Genomic DNA, 18,061 nt, shown 5'->3' on the forward strand with positions numbered 1-18,061 from the left:
TGCGCGGGGAAAGTAAGGGGTGGAGGCCTTGAGTTCCGACTCAGGGGCACGCACAGCCTTCGCGGAACGCCTTGCGCTGCTGTACCGGGAGGCCGGCAACCCGCCGCTCAAACGGGTGTCCGAGGCGGTCGTCCAGCTCCAGCGCGTGGATGAACGAGGGCGTCCGGTACGGGTCTCCGCGCAGCGCATCAGCGACTGGCGGCGCGCGAAGAACGTACCGGCGCAGTTCGCCGCCCTGGCCGCCGTACTCCATGTGCTGATCCCGCAGGCGCGGCGCGCCCGTCCGGCGCCGGTCTCCCCCGGGCTGTACGACCTGCCGGCGTGGCAGTTGCTGTGGGAGCGGGCGGTGGCCGACCCCGTCTCCGAGGAAGCGGCCGAGGAGCCGCCCCCCGCGGTGAGCGTCTGCCCCTACCGGGGCCTGGCCTCCTACCGCCAGGAGGACGCCCGCTGGTTCTTCGGCCGGGAGCGCAGCACCGCGGCCCTGGTCGATCAACTCCGGGCGGCGGAGCGCGGCGGCGGGCTGCTGATGCTGGTCGGCGCCTCGGGCGCGGGGAAGTCCTCGCTGCTCAACGCCGGTCTGGTGCCCGCCGTACAGGATGAACGCGAAGTGCTGCAACTCGTCCCCGGCGCCGATCCGCTCGCCGAGCTGACCCGGCGGATCCCCGAACTGGCCGCGGTGGGCGGCCGGGCGAGCCCACGGTTCGCGGACGCGGTGCGGGACGCCGTCGCGGCGTGGGCCGAGCGGGCCCCCGGGGCCCGGCCGGTCGTCATCGTCGACCAGTTCGAGGAGGCGTTCACGCTCTGCGCCGACGAGGCGGACCGGCGCACCTTCATCCGGTTATTGCACGCCGCCGCCTCACCCGCCGCCGACGGCGGCCCGGCCCCCGCCCTCGTCGTCCTCGGCATACGCGCCGACTTCTACGAGCAGTGCCTCGGCTACCCCGAACTCGCCGACGCCCTCCAGCACCGGCACATGGTGCTCGGCCCGCTGACCAGCGCCGAACTGCGCGACGCGGTGACCGGACCGGCCAAGGCCGTCGGCCTGGAACTCGAACCCGGCCTCGCCGAACTGATCGTGCGCGAGGTCAGCGCCGACGGCCCGCGCGGCGCCCATGACGCCGGGGTGCTGCCGCTGCTCTCGCACGCCCTGCTGGCCACCTGGCAGCGCCGCAAGTCCGGGCGGCTGACCCTGGCCGGCTACCGCGCCGCCGGCGGGATCCAGGGTGCCGTCGCGGCGACCGCCGAGCGGGCCTGGTCCGGTCTCGACCCGGCGGCCCGTACGGCGGCCCGGCTGCTGCTGCTGCGGCTGGTCCGCCTCGGCGAGGACACCCAGGCCACCCGCCGGCGCGGCACCCGGCGGCAACTGGCGGCGGAGTCGGCCGACCCCGGCAAGACGGAGGAGTCGCTCGAGGCGCTGGTCCAGGCCCGGCTGGTGACCCTCGACGCGGAGACCGTGGAGATCACCCACGAGGCGCTGCTGCACGCCTGGCCGAGGCTGCGCGAATGGATCGACGAGGACCGCGGCGGCAACCTGCTGCGCCAGCGCCTGGAGGAGGACGGCCGCTCCTGGGAGGACTCACACCGCGACTCCTCCCTGCTCTACCGGGGCTCCCGGCTGGAACAGGCCCACAGCTGGGCCAGGTCGGCGGGGGACACCTTCCTCACCCGCAGCGCGGTGGAGTTCCTGGCGGCCTCGGTACGGCTGCGCCGGCGCACCCTGTGGGTCCGGCGCGGCGCGGTGGCGGCGCTGGTGGTGCTGGCGCTGGTGGCCGTCGGCTCCGCGGTGGTGGCATGGCAGCAGCGCAACGACGCCGTGTTCGAGCAGGTGGTGGCCGAGGCGGACCGCGTGCAGTACACCGACCCGTCGCTGTCGGCCCAGCTCGACCTGGTGGCGCACCGGCTGCGCCCGGACGACGAGGGCACCAACAACCGGCTGGTGTCCATCGTGAACGCCCCGCTGGCCACCCCGCTCCTCGGCCACACCGGCGCCGTCTACCTCACCTCCTTCAGCCCCGACGGCAAGCTCCTGGCCACCGCCAGCTACGACCGCACGGTCCGGCTCTGGGACGTCGGCGACCCGCGCCGCCCCAAGCCCCTGGGCAAGCCCCTCGTCGGCCACACCAGCTGGGTGAGCAGCGCGGTCTTCAGCCCGGACGGCCGCACCCTGGCCAGCGCGGCGGACGACGGCACGATCCGGCTGTGGGACGTACGGGATCCCAGCCGCCCCAAGCCGCTGCGCACGCCCCTGACCGGCCACAAGGGCACGATCTACCTGCTCGCGTTCCGCCCCGACGGCCGCACCCTGGCCTCCGTCGGCGAGGACCGCACGGTCCGCCTGTGGGACGTGGCGGGCCCGGACCGCCCGAGGACCGTCAGCACGCTCACCGGCGCCGGCGCCGCCGTGCGCTCGGTGGCGTTCAGCCCGGACGGCGACACCCTCGCCGCGGGCGGCGACGACGACACGGTCCGGCTGTGGAACACCGCCGACCCGCGCCGCCCGAAGCCGTACCGCACCCGGCTGACCGGGCACACGGACCTGGTGCACTCCGTCGCGTTCAGCCCCGACGGCAGGACCCTGGCCAGCGGCGCCGCCGATGACGCCGTACGCCTGTGGGACGTGGCGGACCCCGGCCGCGCCACCGCGCTGGGCTCGCCCCTGACCGGCCACACCGGGCCCATCTGGTCGGTGGCCTTCAGCCCCGACGGCTCCACGCTCGCCGCGGCCAGCGCGGACAGCACCGCCACCCTGTGGAACGTCAGCGACCCGGCCTATCCCGCCCAGGTCGGCGAGCCGCTCGCGGGCAGCAGCGGGGAGATGTACGCGCTGGGCTTCAGCCCGGACGGCAGGACCCTGGCCACCGGAAGCGGCGACAGCAAGGTGCGGCTGTGGTCGATCCCGACCTCCGACATGTTCGGCCGCAGCGGCGCCTTCCGCCCCGACGGACGGGTCCTCGCCACCGCCGCCCGCGACGGCAGCGTCCGGCTGTGGAACGTCCGCAACCCGGACCGCCCCGCGACCCTGAACAAGCCGTTCATGCCCGACGACGGCGGCCAGCGCTCCCTGCTGTTCGCACCCGACGGCCGCACCCTCGCGGTGCTGACGGGCAACCGCGCGGTCTTCCTGTGGGACGTCTCCGACCCCACCCGCCCGGTCTCCCACGGCCCGCCCCTGACCCTGCGCACCCGCTTCATGGGCCCCGACGCACTGGCCTTCAGCCCCGACGGCCGCACCCTCGCCACGGCCTACGACGACCGCACCCTGCAGCTGTGGAACGTCTCCGACCCGCGCCGCCCGGCCCCCTACGGCCCCCCGCTCACCGGCCACCGCGGCTACATCAACACCCTCGCCTTCTCCGCCGACGGCCGCACCCTGGCCAGCGGCAGCGCGGACGGCACGATCCGGCTGTGGAAGACCGCCGACCCCCGGCACACCACCCCGATCGGCTCCCCGCTCACCGCCCACGAGGGCCCCGTCAACGTCCTCGTCCACAGCCCCGACGGCCGCACCCTGGCCAGCGGCAGCGACGACGGCTCGGTCCGCCTGTGGGACGTCACGGACCCGGCCGGGACGCGGAGGCCCGCCGCCACGCTGACCGGTCACACGGAGGCGGTCGTCTCCCTGACGTTCAGCCAGGACGGCCGCACCCTGGCCAGCGGCGGCAACGACAACACGGTCCGCCTGTGGAAGGCCGCCACCCCCTCCGAGGCCGCCCCCATCGGCGAGTCCATGAGCCCCAACGCCACGACCGGCAACTTCCTGTCCTTCAGCCCTCACGGCAACATGCTCGGCGTCTCCAGCGGCACGGACACGGTCCGCCTGTGGAACCTCGATGTCGACCGCGCCGTGCGCCGCATCTGCGCCACCACGCGCGGCGTCCTGACGGAGGAGAAGTGGGACGAATACCTGCCCCGCCTCTCCTATGACCCCCCGTGCGACCCGTGACGGCAACGTGATCCCGCTCACAACCCCCACCCGGTCCCGAACGGCCGCCTCCCGCCGCTCCACCAGCCTTGTTACTGTGGTTCACAGCCCGATCGCTGGTGCATCCCCCGTCGCCAGCGATCGGGTCCTTTCATTGCCGCACCGACGGCCCCCGCACAGCAGAAAACCCCCGGTCCTGCTGGACCGGGGGTTTCTCGAACTGTGGGGCTAACAGGATTTGAACCTGTGGCCTCATCCTTATCAGGGATGCGCTCTAACCAACTGAGCTATAGCCCCGCCGCGCTCTGCGGAGTGTGTCCCGCGCGCTGACTCCTGAAGATTAGCGCACGACGTGCGCAGTCCCAAAATCGGTTGTCGGGGAGGAGTCAGGAGAGGTTTGAGGGGGCGTTCACTCGTCCTCGGCCAGCGTCAGCTCCACGCCGCCGACGAAGCCGGCGGAGAGGTTGTAGATGAAGGCGCCGAGGGTGGCGAGGGCCGTGGCGAGGACGACGTCGATGACCGCGATGATCGACGTGAACATCAGGACGTTCGGCAGCGACAGGAACGACTGCAGGTCAAAGCCGTTGGACTCGTTCGAGCCCGTCGCCTCCGAGATGGTGCCGCCGACCGTCGAGAAGACGCCCATCGCGTCCATGACCATCCACAGCACCGCCGCCGCGACGATGGTGCAGATGCCGAGCGCGATGGAGAGCAGGAAGCTGACCTTCATCACCGACCACGGGTCCGCCTTGGCCACGCGCAGCCGGGCCTTGCGGGTGCGCGGCACGGTCCTGGCACCCGTACGGGGCCTGCGGACCGCGTTCGCCGGAGCGGCCGCCGCCGGGTAGGCCTGCGGCGGGTGATAGGGCCCGGAGGAGGGCCCTGCCTGCCGCTCGCCGGGCAGCGGCGACGGCGACGGCGCGGGCTGCGCCGGCTGCTGCTGAGCCGCCGGGGCCTGGCCGGCCGCGTACTGCTGGGCCTGCGGGCCTCGGGTGTCCGTCACAGTTCCCCCCTGGGATCCATGCGTGTCGGGCGAGGGCGAGTCCGCCGTCTGCGCGGCGGAGCCACGGCCGCCGCCGTCCGTCTCCGTACCCGTAGAGGTACCGGCCGATCCGGCGCCCGTGGCTCCGCTCACGTGACTCACTCCTCGTGCTACTCGGCCGAGGGCGCCTCACCCTCGTCCGTGCCGGCGGCCGTGGCCGTCTCGGCGGTCTCGTCGACGGCGTCCACGCCCTCGACTTCCTCCGCCTCGCGCCCCGCCTCGGCGTTACGTGCGATACCGACCACGGCATCGCGCTTGCCCAGGTTGATCAGTTGAACGCCCATGGTGTCACGGCCCGTCTCCCTGACCTCGTTGACTCGCGTACGAATCACACCGCCGCCCAGCGTGATGGCGAGGATCTCGTCGGTCTCCTCGACCACCAGCGCGCCGACGAGCGATCCGCGGTCCTCAACGATCTTGGCGGCCTTGATACCGAGGCCACCACGTCCCTGGACGCGGTACTCGTCGACGGGGGTGCGCTTCGCGTACCCGCCGTCGGTTGCAGTGAACACGAACGTACCGGGTCGAACAACATTCATCGAGAGCAGCTCGTCGCCCTCGCGGAAACTCATGCCCTTGACACCCGAGGTGGCACGGCCCATCGGCCGCAGCGCGTCGTCCGTCGCGGTGAACCTGATCGACTGGGCCTTCCTGCTGATCAGCAGCAGATCGTCCTCGGACGAAACGAGTTCGGCACCGATCAGTTCGTCGTCGGAACCGTCCTCCTGCTCGCGAAGATTGATCGCGATGACGCCCCCGGAGCGCGGCGAATCGTAATCCTTCAGAGAGGTCTTCTTCACCAGACCGGCCTTCGTGGCGAGCACCAGGTACGGCGCCGCCTCGTAGTCACGGATGGCGAGGATCTCGGCGATCGCCTCGTCCGGCTGGAAGGCGAGCAGGTTCGCCACGTGCTGGCCGCGCGCGTCCCGGCCGGCGTCCGGCAGCTCGTAGGCCTTCGCGCGGTAGACGCGGCCCTTGTTGGTGAAGAACAGCAGCCAGTGGTGCGTGGTCGAGACGAAGAAGTGGTCGACGATGTCGTCTTCCTTCAGCTTCGTGCCGCGTACGCCCTTGCCGCCGCGCTTCTGCGAGCGGTAGTCGTCCGCCTTGGTGCGCTTGACGTACCCGCCGCGCGTGATGGTGACGACGATGTCCTCTTCGGCGATGAGGTCTTCCATCGACATGTCGCCGTCGTAGGGCACCAGCGTGGTCTTGCGGTCGTCGCCGTACTTCTCGACGATCGCGGCCAGCTCCTCGCTGACGATGCCGCGCTGGCGGACCGGCGAGGCCAGGATCGCGTTGTACTCGGTGATCTTCGCCTGGAGCTCGTCGTGCTCCTGGACGATCTTCTGGCGCTCCAGGGCGGCCAGCCGGCGCAGCTGCATCTCGAGGATGGCGTTGGCCTGGATCTCGTCGATCTCCAGGAGCTCCATCAGGCCCGTGCGCGCCACGTCGACGGTGTCGCTGCGCCGGATCAGCGCGATGACCTCGTCGATGGCGTCCAGGGCCTTGAGCAGGCCGCGCAGGATGTGCGCCCGCTCCTCGGCCTTGCGCAGCCGGAAGCGCGTACGGCGGACGATGACCTCGATCTGGTGCGTCACCCAGTGGCGGATGAACGCGTCCAGGGAGAGGGTGCGCGGGACGCCGTCGACGAGCGCCAGCATGTTGGCGCTGAAGTTCGACTGAAGGTCGGTGTGCTTGTAGAGGTTGTTCAGCACCACCTTGGCGACCGCGTCCCGCTTCAGCACGATGACCAGGCGCTGGCCGGTGCGCGAGGACGTCTCGTCGCGGACGTCCGCGATGCCGCCGATCTTGCCGTCCTTCACCAGGTCGGCGATCTTCTGCGCGAGGTTGTCGGGGTTGGTCTGGTAGGGGAGCTCGGTGACCACCAGGCACTGGCGGTTCTGGATCTCCTCGACCTCGACGACCGCCCGCATGGTGATCGAGCCACGGCCCGTGCGGTACGCCTCCTCGATGCCCTTGCGGCCGACCACCAGGGCGCCGGTCGGGAAGTCGGGGCCCTTGATGCGCTCCATGAGGGCGTCCAGGAGCTCCTCGTGAGAGGCCTCCGGGTTCTCCAGGTACCACTGGGCGCCGGCCGCGACCTCGCGCAGGTTGTGCGGCGGGATGTTGGTCGCCATGCCGACCGCGATACCGGCCGAGCCGTTGATCAGCAGGTTCGGGAAGCGGGCGGGCAGGACGGTCGGCTCCTGGGAGCGGCCGTCGTAGTTGTCCGTGAAGTCGACGGTCTCCTCGTCGATGTCGCGGACCATCTCCATCGACAGCGGCGCCATCTTGCACTCGGTGTAGCGCATGGCCGCCGCCGGGTCGTTGCCCGGCGAGCCGAAGTTGCCGTTGGAGTCCACCAGCGGCATCCGCATCGACCACGGCTGGGCGAGGCGCACCAGGGCGTCGTAGATCGAGGAGTCGCCGTGCGGGTGGTAGTTGCCCATGACGTCGCCGACGACGCGGGCGCACTTGTAGAAGCCGCGCTCGGGGCGGTAGCCGCCGTCGTACATGGCGTACAGGACGCGCCGGTGGACGGGCTTGAGGCCGTCCCGGACGTCCGGCAGCGCACGCGAGACGATGACGGACATCGCGTAGTCGAGGTACGAGCGCTGCATCTCCGTCTCGAGCCCGACGGGCTCGACACGCTGGGCGATGATGCCGCCCTCTTCAGAGGTGACGGGGGTGTTCTCGTCGGCCATTGCTGGTGAAGATCCTTCCTGGTGCGGTCAGCTGAGACCGACTCAGATGTCGAGGAACCGGACGTCCTTGGCGTTGCGCTGGATGAAGGCGCGGCGCGCCTCGACGTCCTCGCCCATGAGGACCGAGAACAGGTCGTCGGCCTGGGCGGCGTCGTCGAGGGTGACCTGGCCGAGGACGCGGTGCTCCTGGTCCATCGTGGTGATGCGCAACTCCTCGGCGTTCATCTCGCCGAGACCCTTGAAGCGCTGGATGGAGTCCTCGCGCACGCGCTTGCCGCGCTGGCGGCCCATCTCGATCAACGCGTCACGCTCGCGGTCCGAGTAGGCGTACTCCACGTCGTCCCGGCCCCACTTGATCTTGTACAGCGGGGGACGGGAGAGGTACACGTGCCCGGCCTCGACCAGCGGCCGCATGAAGCGGAACAGGAAGGTCAGCAGCAGCGTGCTGATGTGCTGGCCGTCGACGTCGGCGTCCGCCATCAGGATGATCTTGTGATAGCGGAGCTTCTCGATGTCGAAGTCCTCGTGCACACCCGTGCCGAAGGCGGAGATCAGCGCCTGGATCTCCTGGTTCTGCAGGATCTTGTCGATCCGCGCCTTCTCGACGTTGAGGATCTTGCCCCGGATCGGGAGGATCGCCTGGTACTGCGGGTTGCGGCCGGACTTGGCCGAACCGCCGGCGGAGTCACCCTCGACGATGAAGATCTCGCACTTGGTGGGGTCGTTCGACTGGCAGTCCGAGAGCTTGCCCGGCAGCGACGCCGACTCCAGCAGGCCCTTACGGCGCGTCAGGTCGCGCGCCTTGCGGGCCGCCACGCGCGCGGTGGCCGCCTGGATGCCCTTGCGGATGATGTCCGCAGCCTCCACCGGGTTGCGGTCCAGCCAGTCGTTGAGGTGCTCGTAGACCGCCTTCTGGACGAAGGTCTTGGCCTCGGTGTTGCCCAGCTTGGTCTTGGTCTGACCCTCGAACTGCGGCTCGCTCAGCTTCACCGAGATGATCGCGGTGAGACCCTCGCGGATGTCGTCGCCGGTGAGGTTGTCGTCCTTCTCGCGGAGCAGCTTCTTGTCGCGCGCGTACTTGTTGATGAGGTTCGTCAGCGCCGCGCGGAAGCCCTCTTCGTGGGTACCGCCCTCGTGCGTGTGGATGATGTTGGCGAAGGAGTACACGCCCTCGCTGTAACCGCTGTTCCACTGCATGGCGATCTCGAGGGACAGGGCCCTGTCCTTGTCCTCCGCCTCGAGGTCGATCACCGTGGGGTGCACCACGTCCCCCTTGCGGGAGTTGAGGTACTTCACGAAGTCGACGATGCCGCCCTCGTAGTGGTACGTGACCGTCTTGACGTCGGCGGTCTCGTCCGCGCCCGCCTCGTCCGCCCCGGAGGTGGCCTTCGCCGAGTCGCGCTCGTCAGTGAGTTTGATCGTCAAACCCTTGTTGAGGAACGCCATCTCCTGGAAGCGCCGCGAGAGCGTCTCGAAGGAGTAGTCCGTGGTCTCGAAGATGTCGCTGTCGGCCCAGAAGGTGACCGAGGTGCCGGTCTCCTCGGTGGCCTCGTGCTGGACGAGCGGCGCCGTGGGGACGCCCATCTTGTAGTCCTGGGTCCAGCGGTGGCCGTCGGTGCGGACCTCGACGGCGACCTTCGACGACAGCGCGTTCACCACGGAGACGCCCACGCCGTGCAGACCACCGGAGACCGCGTAGCCGCCGCCGCCGAACTTGCCGCCCGCGTGCAGCACGGTCAGCACGACCTCGAGGGCCGGCTTGCCCTCGGAGGCGACGATGCCCACCGGGATGCCGCGGCCGTTGTCCACGACCCGCACGCCGCCGTCGGGGAGGATCGTCACCTCGATGGTGTCCGCGTGACCGGCCAGCGCCTCGTCGACGGAGTTGTCGACCACCTCGTACACGAGGTGGTGCAGGCCGCGCTCGCCGGTCGAGCCGATGTACATACCGGGTCGCTTGCGGACCGCGTCCAGACCCTCGAGGACGGTGATGGCACTCGCGTCGTACGCCGTGGCGTTGGCCTCGGGTACGCCTGCCACGGCGTCGGTGGACGGGATGTTCTCGTTGGGGTTGCCGGAATCGGCCACGAAGCGCCCTTTCTGGCACAGCACGAGCCGGGCTCGTCGGCAGGTTGCCGGAGCGGCTGCGGCATGTTGCGTTGGTAAGCCTTGATCAGCGTTGCTCAGCGTCTCCCGGGCGGTCCCCACGAGTGGGGCGGGATTGGCTTCCAGTCTACCGGTAGCGCCGACAGTGATGGGGGTTTGCCGGTACCTGAGTCCGCATGTGCCGCCCTGAACCGGTCTCTCCCGACTCCCCATATACGGAGCGGGGCTCCAAGAGGCTCACAGCGGCACTCAGCGCTTCGAGGTGTGAACCCTTTGCTACTTGGGAGTCAGGTCGCCCGCGCGAGGGCGCGCGCAAGCGCGTGCGGTGCTCCGACGGAGCCGTCCCGCACAGCCGGTACGTGATGTACGTCACCCGTAGGTGTCGCCGGGTCCGGTGCTGCCCGGGGCCCTGAGGGGGCCGTAGCGGCGGTCGGGGCCGCCGGGGCCCAGGACCTTGATCACCTTCACCGTGCCGTGCCCGAGGTCCTCGTTCAGCCGGGCCACCAACTGCGGGGCGAGCAGCCGCAGATTCGTCGCCCAGGCCGTCGAGTCGCACCGTACGACCAGTACCCGCTCGTCCTCGTCGTACGTCTGCGGCTCGCAGTGGTTGGCCAGGTCCGGCCCCACGATCTGCGGCCAGCGGCCCATCACCCCGCCCACCGCGGCCGGTGCCTCCCAGCCGCGCTCGGTGATCAGCCGGTTGATGGCGGCGCCCAGGGCCATCGGGTCGCGCCCGTCGGCGCGCGCGCCGGAGCGCAGGCCGCCCCCGCGCCGCGCCTGCCTCTTCTGCTGCGCCGCGTCCCCCCGCGCGCGTGCCTGTTCCTTCGCCGCGCGCAACGCCACGCGCGCGAGGTCGACCCCGGACGGCTCGGGAGCCTTCTTCGCCGGTTCCCCGGCCGTCCCGGAGCCCTGGGCCCGCTGCGGATCCTCGGCGGTCATACGCGCTCCACCGCCCCCTCGGCCACGGCGTACCGCGCCCCCGCGAGCACGTGCGGCACGTCGTCGTCGACCGCCGCCGTCACCAGCACCTGCTCCCCGGGGGCCACCAGTTCGGCGAGCCGTTCCCGGCGCCGGGTGTCCAGCTCGGCGAAGACGTCGTCGAGCACGAGCACCGGCTCATTGCCCTCGGCGCGCAGCAGATCGTAGGAGGCCAGCCGCAGCGCCAGCGCGTACGACCAGGACTCGCCGTGCGAGGCGTACCCCTTGGCGGGCAACTGCCCCAGCTTGAGCAGCAGATCGTCGCGGTGCGGTCCCACCAGGGTCACGCCCCGCTCGATCTCCTGCTTACGGGCCTCCGCGAGCGCGGACATCACCTGCCCGTACAGATCCTCACGCGTGTGCGCCTCGCCGGGCGCGGACGGCTTGTACTCCAGCGCCAGCGGGCCGCCGCCGGGCGCCAGTTGCTCGTACGCCTTGTCCGCCAGCGGCTGGATCGCGGCGATCAGGTCCATGCGCTGGGCGAGCAGTTCGGCGCCCGCGCGCGCGAGGTGCTGGTCCCAGACGTCGAGGGTGGACAGGTCCATCGAGCGGCCGCCGTGCCGTCGCGCGAGGGCGGCCGACTTCAGCAGGGTGTTGCGCTGCTTGAGCACCCGCTCGTAGTCGGAGCGCACGCCCGCCATGCGCGGGGAGCGGGCGGTGATCAGCTCGTCGAGGAAGCGGCGGCGCTCGCCGGGGTCGCCCTTGACCAGCGCCAGATCCTCCGGCGCGAACAGCACCGTACGCACGATCCCCAGGATGTCCCGCGGCCTGACCTGCGACGATCTGTTGATCCGGGCGCGGTTGGACCGGCCGGGGTTCAGCTCCAGCTCCACCAGCTGCTGGCGCTCGCCCTGCCGGATCTGCGCCCGGATGATCGCGCGGTCGGCGCCCATGCGCACCAGGGGCGCGTCGGAGGCGACGCGGTGACTGCCGAGGGTGGCGAGATAGCCGACGGCCTCGACGAGGTTCGTCTTGCCCTGGCCGTTGGGGCCCACGAAGGCAGTGACGCCCGGGTCGAGCGGGACCTCGACCCGGGCGTACGAGCGGAAGTCGGCGAGCGACAGATGCGTGACGTGCATGGTGGTGCGCCGACCTCCCCCGGTGCTGGTTCTGGCTGGTTACTTCTTCTCGACCGCGTGGCCGCCGAACTGGTTGCGCAGCGCCGCGATCATCTTCATCTGCGGGGAGTCCTCCTGGCGGGAGGCGAACCGCGCGAACAGGGACGCCGTGATCGCGGGCAGCGGCACGGCGTTGTCGATGGCGGCTTCCACGGTCCAGCGGCCCTCGCCGGAGTCCTGTGCGTAGCCGCGCAGCTTGTCCAGGTGCTCGTCCTCGTCGAGGGCGTTGACCGCGAGGTCCAGCAGCCAGGAGCGGATGACGGTGCCCTCCTGCCAGGAGCGGAAGACCTCCCGGACGTCCGTCACGGAGTCGACCTTCTCCAGCAGCTCCCAGCCCTCGGCGTACGCCTGCATCATCGCGTACTCGATGCCGTTGTGGACCATCTTCGCGAAGTGCCCGGCGCCGACCTTGCCGGCGTGCACCGCGCCGAAGTCGCCCTCGGGCTTGAGCGCGTCGAAGACCGGCTGCACCTTGGCGACGTTCTCCGCGTCGCCGCCGTACATCAGCGCGTAGCCGTTCTCCAGGCCCCAGACGCCGCCGGAGACGCCGCAGTCGACGAAGCCGATGCCCTTGGCGGCCAGCTCCCCGGCGTGCTTCTCGTCGTCCGTCCAGCGGGAGTTCCCGCCGTCCACGACGACGTCCCCGGGCTCCAGGAGCTCGGCGAGCTCGTCGATGGTCGACTGGGTGGCGGCACCGGCCGGGACCATCACCCACACGACGCGCGGGCCCTTGAGCTTGCCCACAAGCTCTTCCAGGCTGTGGACATCCGCGAGATCCGGGTTGCGGTCGTATCCGACGACGGTGTGGCCCGCGCGGCGGATCCGCTCGCGCATGTTGCCGCCCATCTTGCCGAGGCCGACGAGACCGAGCTCCATCAGTTGTTCCTTAGGTTGCTGTGGCGTGAGTGGCACCTTCGTACCTACGTCCGAGCCTAAACCCGGACCCTCACGCACACCTGTGGGCATACGCGCTCAAACGTATGCCCCGACCTGCGGTGTTGCCGTCAGCCGCTGAGGCGGACCGGCATGATCAGGTACTTGTACGCCTCGTCCGCCTCGGCGTCCACCGCGGGCTTGCCGCTCAGCAGCGCCGGCTTGGTGGAGGTCGTGAACGACAGCTGGGCCACGGGCGAGTCGATCGCGCTCAGGCCGTCCAGCAGGAAGGTCGGGTTGAAGGCGATCGAGATGTCGTCGCCCTCCAGCTGCGCGTCGACCCTTTCCACAGCCTGTGCGTCGTCGCTGGAACCGGCCTCCAGGATCAGCACGCCCTGCTCGAAGCTGAGCCGCACCGGGGTGTTCCGCTCGGCCACCAGCGCCACACGCTTCACGGCCTCCACGAACGGAGCCGTCTCGATCACCGCGATGGAGTTGAACTCGGTCGGGAACAGCGTCCGGTACTTCGGGAGGTCGCCCTCCAGCAGCCGGGTCGTCGTACGCCGCCCGGCGCCCTCGAAACCGATCAGGCCCTCACCGGCACCGGAGCCGGACAGCGCCAGCGTCACGCTGTCACCGCTGGTCAGCGCCTTGGCGGTGTCCAGCAGCGTCTTCGCGGGCACCAGCGCGACCGCGGACGCGTCCGGGTTCTCCGGCTTCCACAGGAACTCACGGACCGCGAACCGGTAGCGGTCGGTGGACGCCAGCGTGACCCGGTCGCCCTCGATCTCGATGCGCACACCGGTCAGCACCGGAAGCGTGTCGTCACGGCCTGCGGCGATGGCGACCTGGGCGGCCGCGGAGGCGAAGACCTCACCGGGGACGGTGCCGGTCGCGGTCGGCATCTGCGGCAGCGCCGGGTACTCCTCCACAGGCAGGGTGTGGAGTGTGAAGCGCGAGGAGCCGCAGACCACGCTCGCCCGTACACCGTCTGTGGAAATCTCCACCGGCCGGTTCGGCAGCGCACGGCAGATGTCGGCGAGCAGCCGGCCGGAGACGAGGACCGTGCCCTCCTCCTCGACCTCGGCGTCCACCGACACGCGTGCGGAGACCTCGTAGTCGAAGCCGGACAGGCTCAGCTGGCCGTCCTCGGCCTTCAGCAGCAGGCCGGCGAGGACAGGGGCCGGCGGGCGGGCCGGGAGGCTGCGCGCCGCCCAGGCCACGGCCTCCGCGAGTACGTCGCGTTCCACCCGGATCTTCACTGTTGCCGCCTCCTGCTGTTGCCGGCGCTTCTCGGCCTGCCTGGCTTCGTCGTCTGTCGCGGTGTCCTCGGTCCCTGTGTCGAGGGAGGGACACCGGGGAACAGTCTGACGCACGGCACTGACAGTAGGTGCCCCTCGGGGTCAAGTCGTGACGAGGGGCAGCCGGGAGCCGGAGAGCGAGTTGTGCACAGGACCCACTTCGAAACGGATTCCCAGCTCTCTCTAGTTGTCAGTAGTAGTAGGGCCTGTGGAAACCGTGGATAACTCCGTTTTCCCAGCTCAGGGCAGGAATTTTGTCCACCGGTCCTGTGGGCGGAGGCGGTGGACAACCGGGCGTATCTGTGGAGAACAGAAAGTTCTGCACACCCCGTGCACAGGTTGGGTCGAGTTCTCCCCAGCGCCGTCCCCAGGTTTACCCGGCTTTCCCACAGCCCAACCCGGCACCTTCGTGTGACGCCTTTCACTCGGGCCGGTGAGAAGGCGCGTCGCGTTGCCGAACAGTGGACAGACATGTGGAGAAACCGGCGATCACTGGGGACAACCCGCTCCAGCCTGTGGGTTGCCGGTGGACAACTCCGTGCACACCCTGTGGACCGGCGCGTTGTCCACAGCCTGTGGAGATCCTTCGTCCACGAATCCACAACCGGCTGAGCTGGGCTGATGGTCTTTCAACAGCACAGCCTGTGGACACGATCTGGACAACTCCGCAGTCCCCAGGATGTGGACGGAAGAAAGTCATCGAATCTGTGGAGAGTGGCCGTAACCTCGCAGGTAATCGAACACCGGGTGACGTCGGCACCACGAGGAACGCCCCCCGGATCTCGTCCGGAGGGCGCTCTGGATGCCGTATCGGCGCGGGCTCAGCCGTTCTTGATGCGGTTGGTGAGCTCGGTGACCTGGTTGTAGATGGAGCGCCGCTCGGCCATCAGATTGCGGATCTTGCGGTCCGCGTGCATCACCGTCGTGTGGTCGCGGCCGCCGAAGAGGGCGCCGATCTTGGGCAGCGAGAGGTCCGTCAGCTCCCGGCAGAGGTACATGGCGATCTGGCGGGCCGTCACCAGCGCGCGGCCGCGCGAGGTGCCGCACAGGTCCTCGACCGTGAGGCCGAAGTAGTCCGCGGTGGCGCCCATGATGGCCGTCGAGGTGATCTCGGGGGCCGAGTCCTCGCCGCCCGGGATCAGGTCCTTGAGGACGATCTCCGTCAGGCCCAGGTCCACCGGCTGCCGGTTGAGCGAGGCGAACGCCGTCACCCGGATCAGCGCGCCCTCCAGCTCGCGGATGTTGCGCGAGATCCGCGAGGCGATGAATTCCAGCACCTCTGGCGGGGCGTTGAGCTGCTCCTGGACCGCCTTCTTGCGCAGGATCGCGATCCGGGTCTCCAGCTCGGGCGGCTGGACATCCGTGATCAGGCCCCACTCGAAACGGTTCCGCAGCCGGTCCTCCAGCGTCACCAGCTGCTTGGGCGGCCGGTCGCTGGAGAGCACGATCTGCTTGTTGGCGTTGTGGAGCGTGTTGAAGGTGTGGAAGAACTCCTCCTGCGTCGACTCCTTGTCCGCGAGGAACTGGATGTCGTCGACGAGCAGGATGTCCATCTCGCGGTAGCGCTTGCGGAAGCTGTCGCCCTTGCCGTCGCGGATGGAGTTGATGAACTCGTTGGTGAACTCCTCCGAGCTCACGTAGCGCACGCGCGTGCCCGGGTAGAGGCTCCGCGCGTAGTGCCCGATCGCGTGCAGGAGATGTGTCTTGCCGAGTCCGGACTCCCCGTAGATGAAGAGGGGGTTGTACGCCTTCGCGGGTGCCTCGGCGACGGCGACCGCGGCCGCGTGGGCGAAACGGTTCGACGCCCCGATGACGAAGGTGTCGAAGAGGTACTTCGGATTCAGGCGCGCGGTCGGCTCGCCGGGACCGGTGGCCGGCGCCGGCTTCGCCCCCAGCGGACCGGGGGCACCGCCGGAGGCGGGCGGTCCGCCGCGGTGCCCGTGACCCGAGCCGGGGCCCGTGCCGCCCTGTGACTCGTGGCGATCCCGGCGGGCGTCGCGCTGGTCGTAGTCGGAGCGGCCCTGGCCGTAGTCGCCGCGCGGCTTGTCGTAATCGGGGCGTGGCTTGTCGTAGTCCGGACGCTGGCCGTCGTAGTCGGAGCGCTGGCCGTCGTAGGGCGGGCGGTCCATCGACTGCGGGCGGTAGTCCTGCTGCTGGCCGTAGCCGTCCTGGCCGTAGCCGTCCTGGGACGGCGACGCGTAGGGGTCGCGCTCGGGGAAGCCGAGGCGCTGCTGCTGCCAGCTGTACTCGTCCTGCTGCGGACGCGGCCAGGCGCCGGGCTCGGGGCGCTGGTACTCGGACGGGTAGGCGGGGCGGGCCGTCGGGAGCTGGTCGCCCTGGTCGGACCGGGACGGATAGGCGTCACCGTCGGCGCCGCGGTGGCGGCCGTAGCCCTCGTACTGGCCCGAGGGCAGCTCGGGCTCCTCGTAGCGCTGGGAGCGGGCGGGCGGTGCCGACGGGGCGGGCGGCTCGCCCGCGGAGTCGTCGACGGTGATCGCGATGCGGATCGGGCGGCCGCACTCGCGGCTGAGGGTCTCGCTGACGACCGGCGCGAGACGGCCCTCCAGCACGCCCTTCGCGAACTCGTTCGGTACGGCGAGCAGGGCGGTGTCCGCGACCAGAGCCAGCGGCTGACAGCGGCGGATCCAGTGCTCGTCCTTCGCCTCGACCCCCTGGCCCCGGCCCTCACCGAGGAGCTGCTCGAGTACTCGTGGCCACACTGCGGCAAGATCGGCAGGTACGTCAGCCACAGGGCACGCTCTCTCACGGGTCCCACGAACGTGTGATGTGGGACGAATCGGGATTCAAATCGGGTGGGACGGGCGAATCGGAGTCCAGCCACGGTAGTCAGGGCGACGGGTGCGGTTCAAGTTGTTGTCCCCAGCCTGTGGACAGTGTCTCCCGGCTGCCCCTGGTTTGACCGGATGGCGTAGCCCCGCGTACCGTAACCAGGTCGAGTTGTCGATGGCTGCTGCCGCCTGCCTCCGATGGGCACAAGATCACGTCCCCGCCAGTGCGGGGGTGAACCGGTGATCGGGAAGCGGTGCACTCGGGCGTAACGCGAGCTACTCGTGGGCGCACGGTGACAGCCAGGACGGCACCCGCAACCACCGATTTGATTTCTGGAGCCCCCGAGTGAGCAAGCGCACTTTCCAGCCGAACAACCGTCGTCGTGCCAAGACCCACGGCTTCCGCCTGCGGATGCGCACCCGTGCCGGCCGCGCGATTCTCGCGAACCGTCGCAGCAAGGGCCGCGCCAGCCTGTCCGCCTGATCCCGGTCAGGTCATGCCGTCGTGCTGCCCACCGAGAACCGGCTGAGGCGGCGCGAGGACTTCGCGACCGCGGTACGACGAGGTCGCCGGGCCGGACGCCCGACTCTCGTCGTCCACCTTCGTAGCGGTGCCACGGACCCGCACGCGCCTGGGGAGAGCGCTCCCCCGACGCGTGCGGGTTTCGTCGTGAGCAAAGCCGTCGGCGGTGCGGTCGTGCGCAACAAGGTGAAGCGCAGGCTTCGCCATCTGGTGCGCGATCGGGTCGACGTCTTTCCCCCCGGTAGCCTGGTAGTCGTACGAGCGCTGCCCGGAGCGGGTGACGCCGACCATGCACAGCTGGCCCAAGACCTGGACGCCGCTCTGCAGCGGCTGCTGGGAGGGGGCGCGCGATGAAGTACCCGCTACTGGCCCTGATCAAGATCTACCAGTGGACGATCAGTCCGCTGCTGGGGCCGGTCTGCAAGTACTACCCGTCGTGTTCCCACTACGGCTACACAGCCATCGACCGGCACGGTGCGGTCAAGGGCACGGCGCTCACGGCCTGGCGCATCCTGCGCTGCAACCCGTGGTCGCTGGGCGGTGTGGACCATGTCCCGCCGCGCAAGCGCCCGCGATGGCACGAGATGCTGCGGGGCGCATGGCGCGCACGCACGGGCGGGCCCTCCGCCGCCGAAACGGCCACCGAGGACCACGGTTCCTCGAGCCCGGCCGCAGAGACCCCGTCCCATGCCCAAGGAGCATGA

At 70.3% G+C, this 18,061-nt stretch carries 12 protein-coding genes and 1 tRNA gene; 4 read left to right on the top strand and 9 right to left on the bottom strand.

What is annotated here, in order from left to right; all coding sequences use genetic code 11:
- The first annotated feature begins 19 nt into the window (after nucleotides 1-19).
- Nucleotides 20-3,943, top strand: coding sequence for a hypothetical protein (locus tag M8H82_RS13885; protein ID WP_250073610.1), 3,924 nt, complete (start codon nucleotides 20-22; stop codon nucleotides 3,941-3,943).
- Nucleotides 3,944-4,145: 202 nt separating this feature from the next.
- Here the strand turns inward: M8H82_RS13885 and M8H82_RS13890 are convergent.
- The 9 genes from M8H82_RS13890 to dnaA form a co-directional block, all read right to left on the bottom strand.
- Nucleotides 4,146-4,219 (bottom strand) — tRNA-Ile (locus tag M8H82_RS13890).
- A gap of 112 nt (nucleotides 4,220-4,331) precedes the next feature.
- Nucleotides 4,332-5,057, bottom strand: a complete 726-nt coding sequence (locus tag M8H82_RS13895) for a DUF3566 domain-containing protein (protein ID WP_250073611.1) — start codon at nucleotides 5,055-5,057, stop codon at nucleotides 4,332-4,334.
- 17 nt (nucleotides 5,058-5,074) lie between these two features.
- Nucleotides 5,075-7,669 (bottom strand): DNA gyrase subunit A, encoded by a 2,595-nt coding sequence (gene gyrA, locus M8H82_RS13900; protein WP_250073613.1) that lies wholly within the window; start codon nucleotides 7,667-7,669, stop codon nucleotides 5,075-5,077.
- 42 nt (nucleotides 7,670-7,711) lie between these two features.
- The gene (gene gyrB, locus M8H82_RS13905) at nucleotides 7,712-9,781 is read right to left on the bottom strand and encodes a DNA topoisomerase (ATP-hydrolyzing) subunit B (protein WP_308293255.1); all 2,070 of its coding nucleotides are present in this window, start codon (nucleotides 9,779-9,781) and stop codon (nucleotides 7,712-7,714) included.
- 363 nt (nucleotides 9,782-10,144) lie between these two features.
- Entirely contained in the window at nucleotides 10,145-10,714 is a 570-nt protein-coding gene (locus M8H82_RS13910) for a DUF721 domain-containing protein (RefSeq protein ID WP_250073615.1), read from the bottom strand.
- Complete coding sequence (gene recF / locus M8H82_RS13915) at nucleotides 10,711-11,832, bottom strand: DNA replication/repair protein RecF (protein WP_250073617.1); 1,122 nt, start codon at nucleotides 11,830-11,832, stop codon at nucleotides 10,711-10,713. The genes M8H82_RS13910 and recF overlap by 4 nt, the downstream gene beginning before the upstream one ends.
- A gap of 39 nt (nucleotides 11,833-11,871) precedes the next feature.
- Nucleotides 11,872-12,747: a phosphogluconate dehydrogenase (NAD(+)-dependent, decarboxylating) gene (gene gnd, locus M8H82_RS13920; RefSeq protein ID WP_250073619.1), complete on the bottom strand. Its 876-nt coding sequence runs from the start codon at nucleotides 12,745-12,747 to the stop codon at nucleotides 11,872-11,874.
- 128 nt (nucleotides 12,748-12,875) lie between these two features.
- Nucleotides 12,876-14,006 carry a DNA polymerase III subunit beta gene (gene dnaN, locus M8H82_RS13925; RefSeq protein WP_250073883.1) on the bottom strand — a complete coding sequence of 377 codons (1,131 nt, stop codon included), beginning with the start codon at nucleotides 14,004-14,006 and terminating at the stop codon, nucleotides 12,876-12,878.
- 860 nt (nucleotides 14,007-14,866) lie between these two features.
- A complete protein-coding gene (gene dnaA / locus M8H82_RS13930; protein ID WP_308293256.1) occupies nucleotides 14,867-16,795 on the bottom strand; it encodes a chromosomal replication initiator protein DnaA in 1,929 nt (642 codons plus the stop codon).
- A 385-nt stretch (nucleotides 16,796-17,180) separates the two neighbouring features.
- Between dnaA and rpmH the strand changes: the two genes are divergently transcribed.
- The 3 genes from rpmH to yidD are packed head-to-tail and all read left to right on the top strand — an operon-like array spanning nucleotide 17,181 to nucleotide 18,061.
- Nucleotides 17,181-17,318 carry a 50S ribosomal protein L34 gene (gene rpmH / locus M8H82_RS13935; RefSeq protein WP_005482975.1) on the top strand — a complete coding sequence of 46 codons (138 nt, stop codon included), beginning with the start codon at nucleotides 17,181-17,183 and terminating at the stop codon, nucleotides 17,316-17,318.
- Between the two features lie 21 nt (nucleotides 17,319-17,339).
- Nucleotides 17,340-17,711: a ribonuclease P protein component gene (gene rnpA, locus M8H82_RS13940; RefSeq protein WP_186287966.1), complete on the top strand. Its 372-nt coding sequence runs from the start codon at nucleotides 17,340-17,342 to the stop codon at nucleotides 17,709-17,711.
- Complete coding sequence (yidD, locus tag M8H82_RS13945) at nucleotides 17,708-18,061, top strand: membrane protein insertion efficiency factor YidD (protein WP_250073623.1); 354 nt, start codon at nucleotides 17,708-17,710, stop codon at nucleotides 18,059-18,061. The genes rnpA and yidD overlap by 4 nt, the downstream gene beginning before the upstream one ends.

Source organism: Streptomyces sp. YS415 (assembly GCF_023544665.1).
In the GTDB taxonomy this organism is placed as follows: Bacteria; Actinomycetota; Actinomycetes; order Streptomycetales; family Streptomycetaceae; genus Streptomyces.

Bases quoted from the DNA above. Each gene is read 5' to 3' on its own strand.
- recF (WP_250073617.1), bottom strand. From the start codon at position 11,832: ATGCACGTCACGCATCTGTCGCTCGCCGACTTCCGCTCGTACGCCCGG.
- gyrA (WP_250073613.1), bottom strand. From the start codon at position 7,669: ATGGCCGACGAGAACACCCCCGTCACCTCTGAAGAGGGCGGCATCATC.
- M8H82_RS13910 (WP_250073615.1), bottom strand. From the start codon at position 10,714: ATGACCGCCGAGGATCCGCAGCGGGCCCAGGGCTCCGGGACGGCCGGG.
- gnd (WP_250073619.1), bottom strand. From the start codon at position 12,747: ATGGAGCTCGGTCTCGTCGGCCTCGGCAAGATGGGCGGCAACATGCGC.
- yidD (WP_250073623.1), top strand. From the start codon at position 17,708: ATGAAGTACCCGCTACTGGCCCTGATCAAGATCTACCAGTGGACGATC.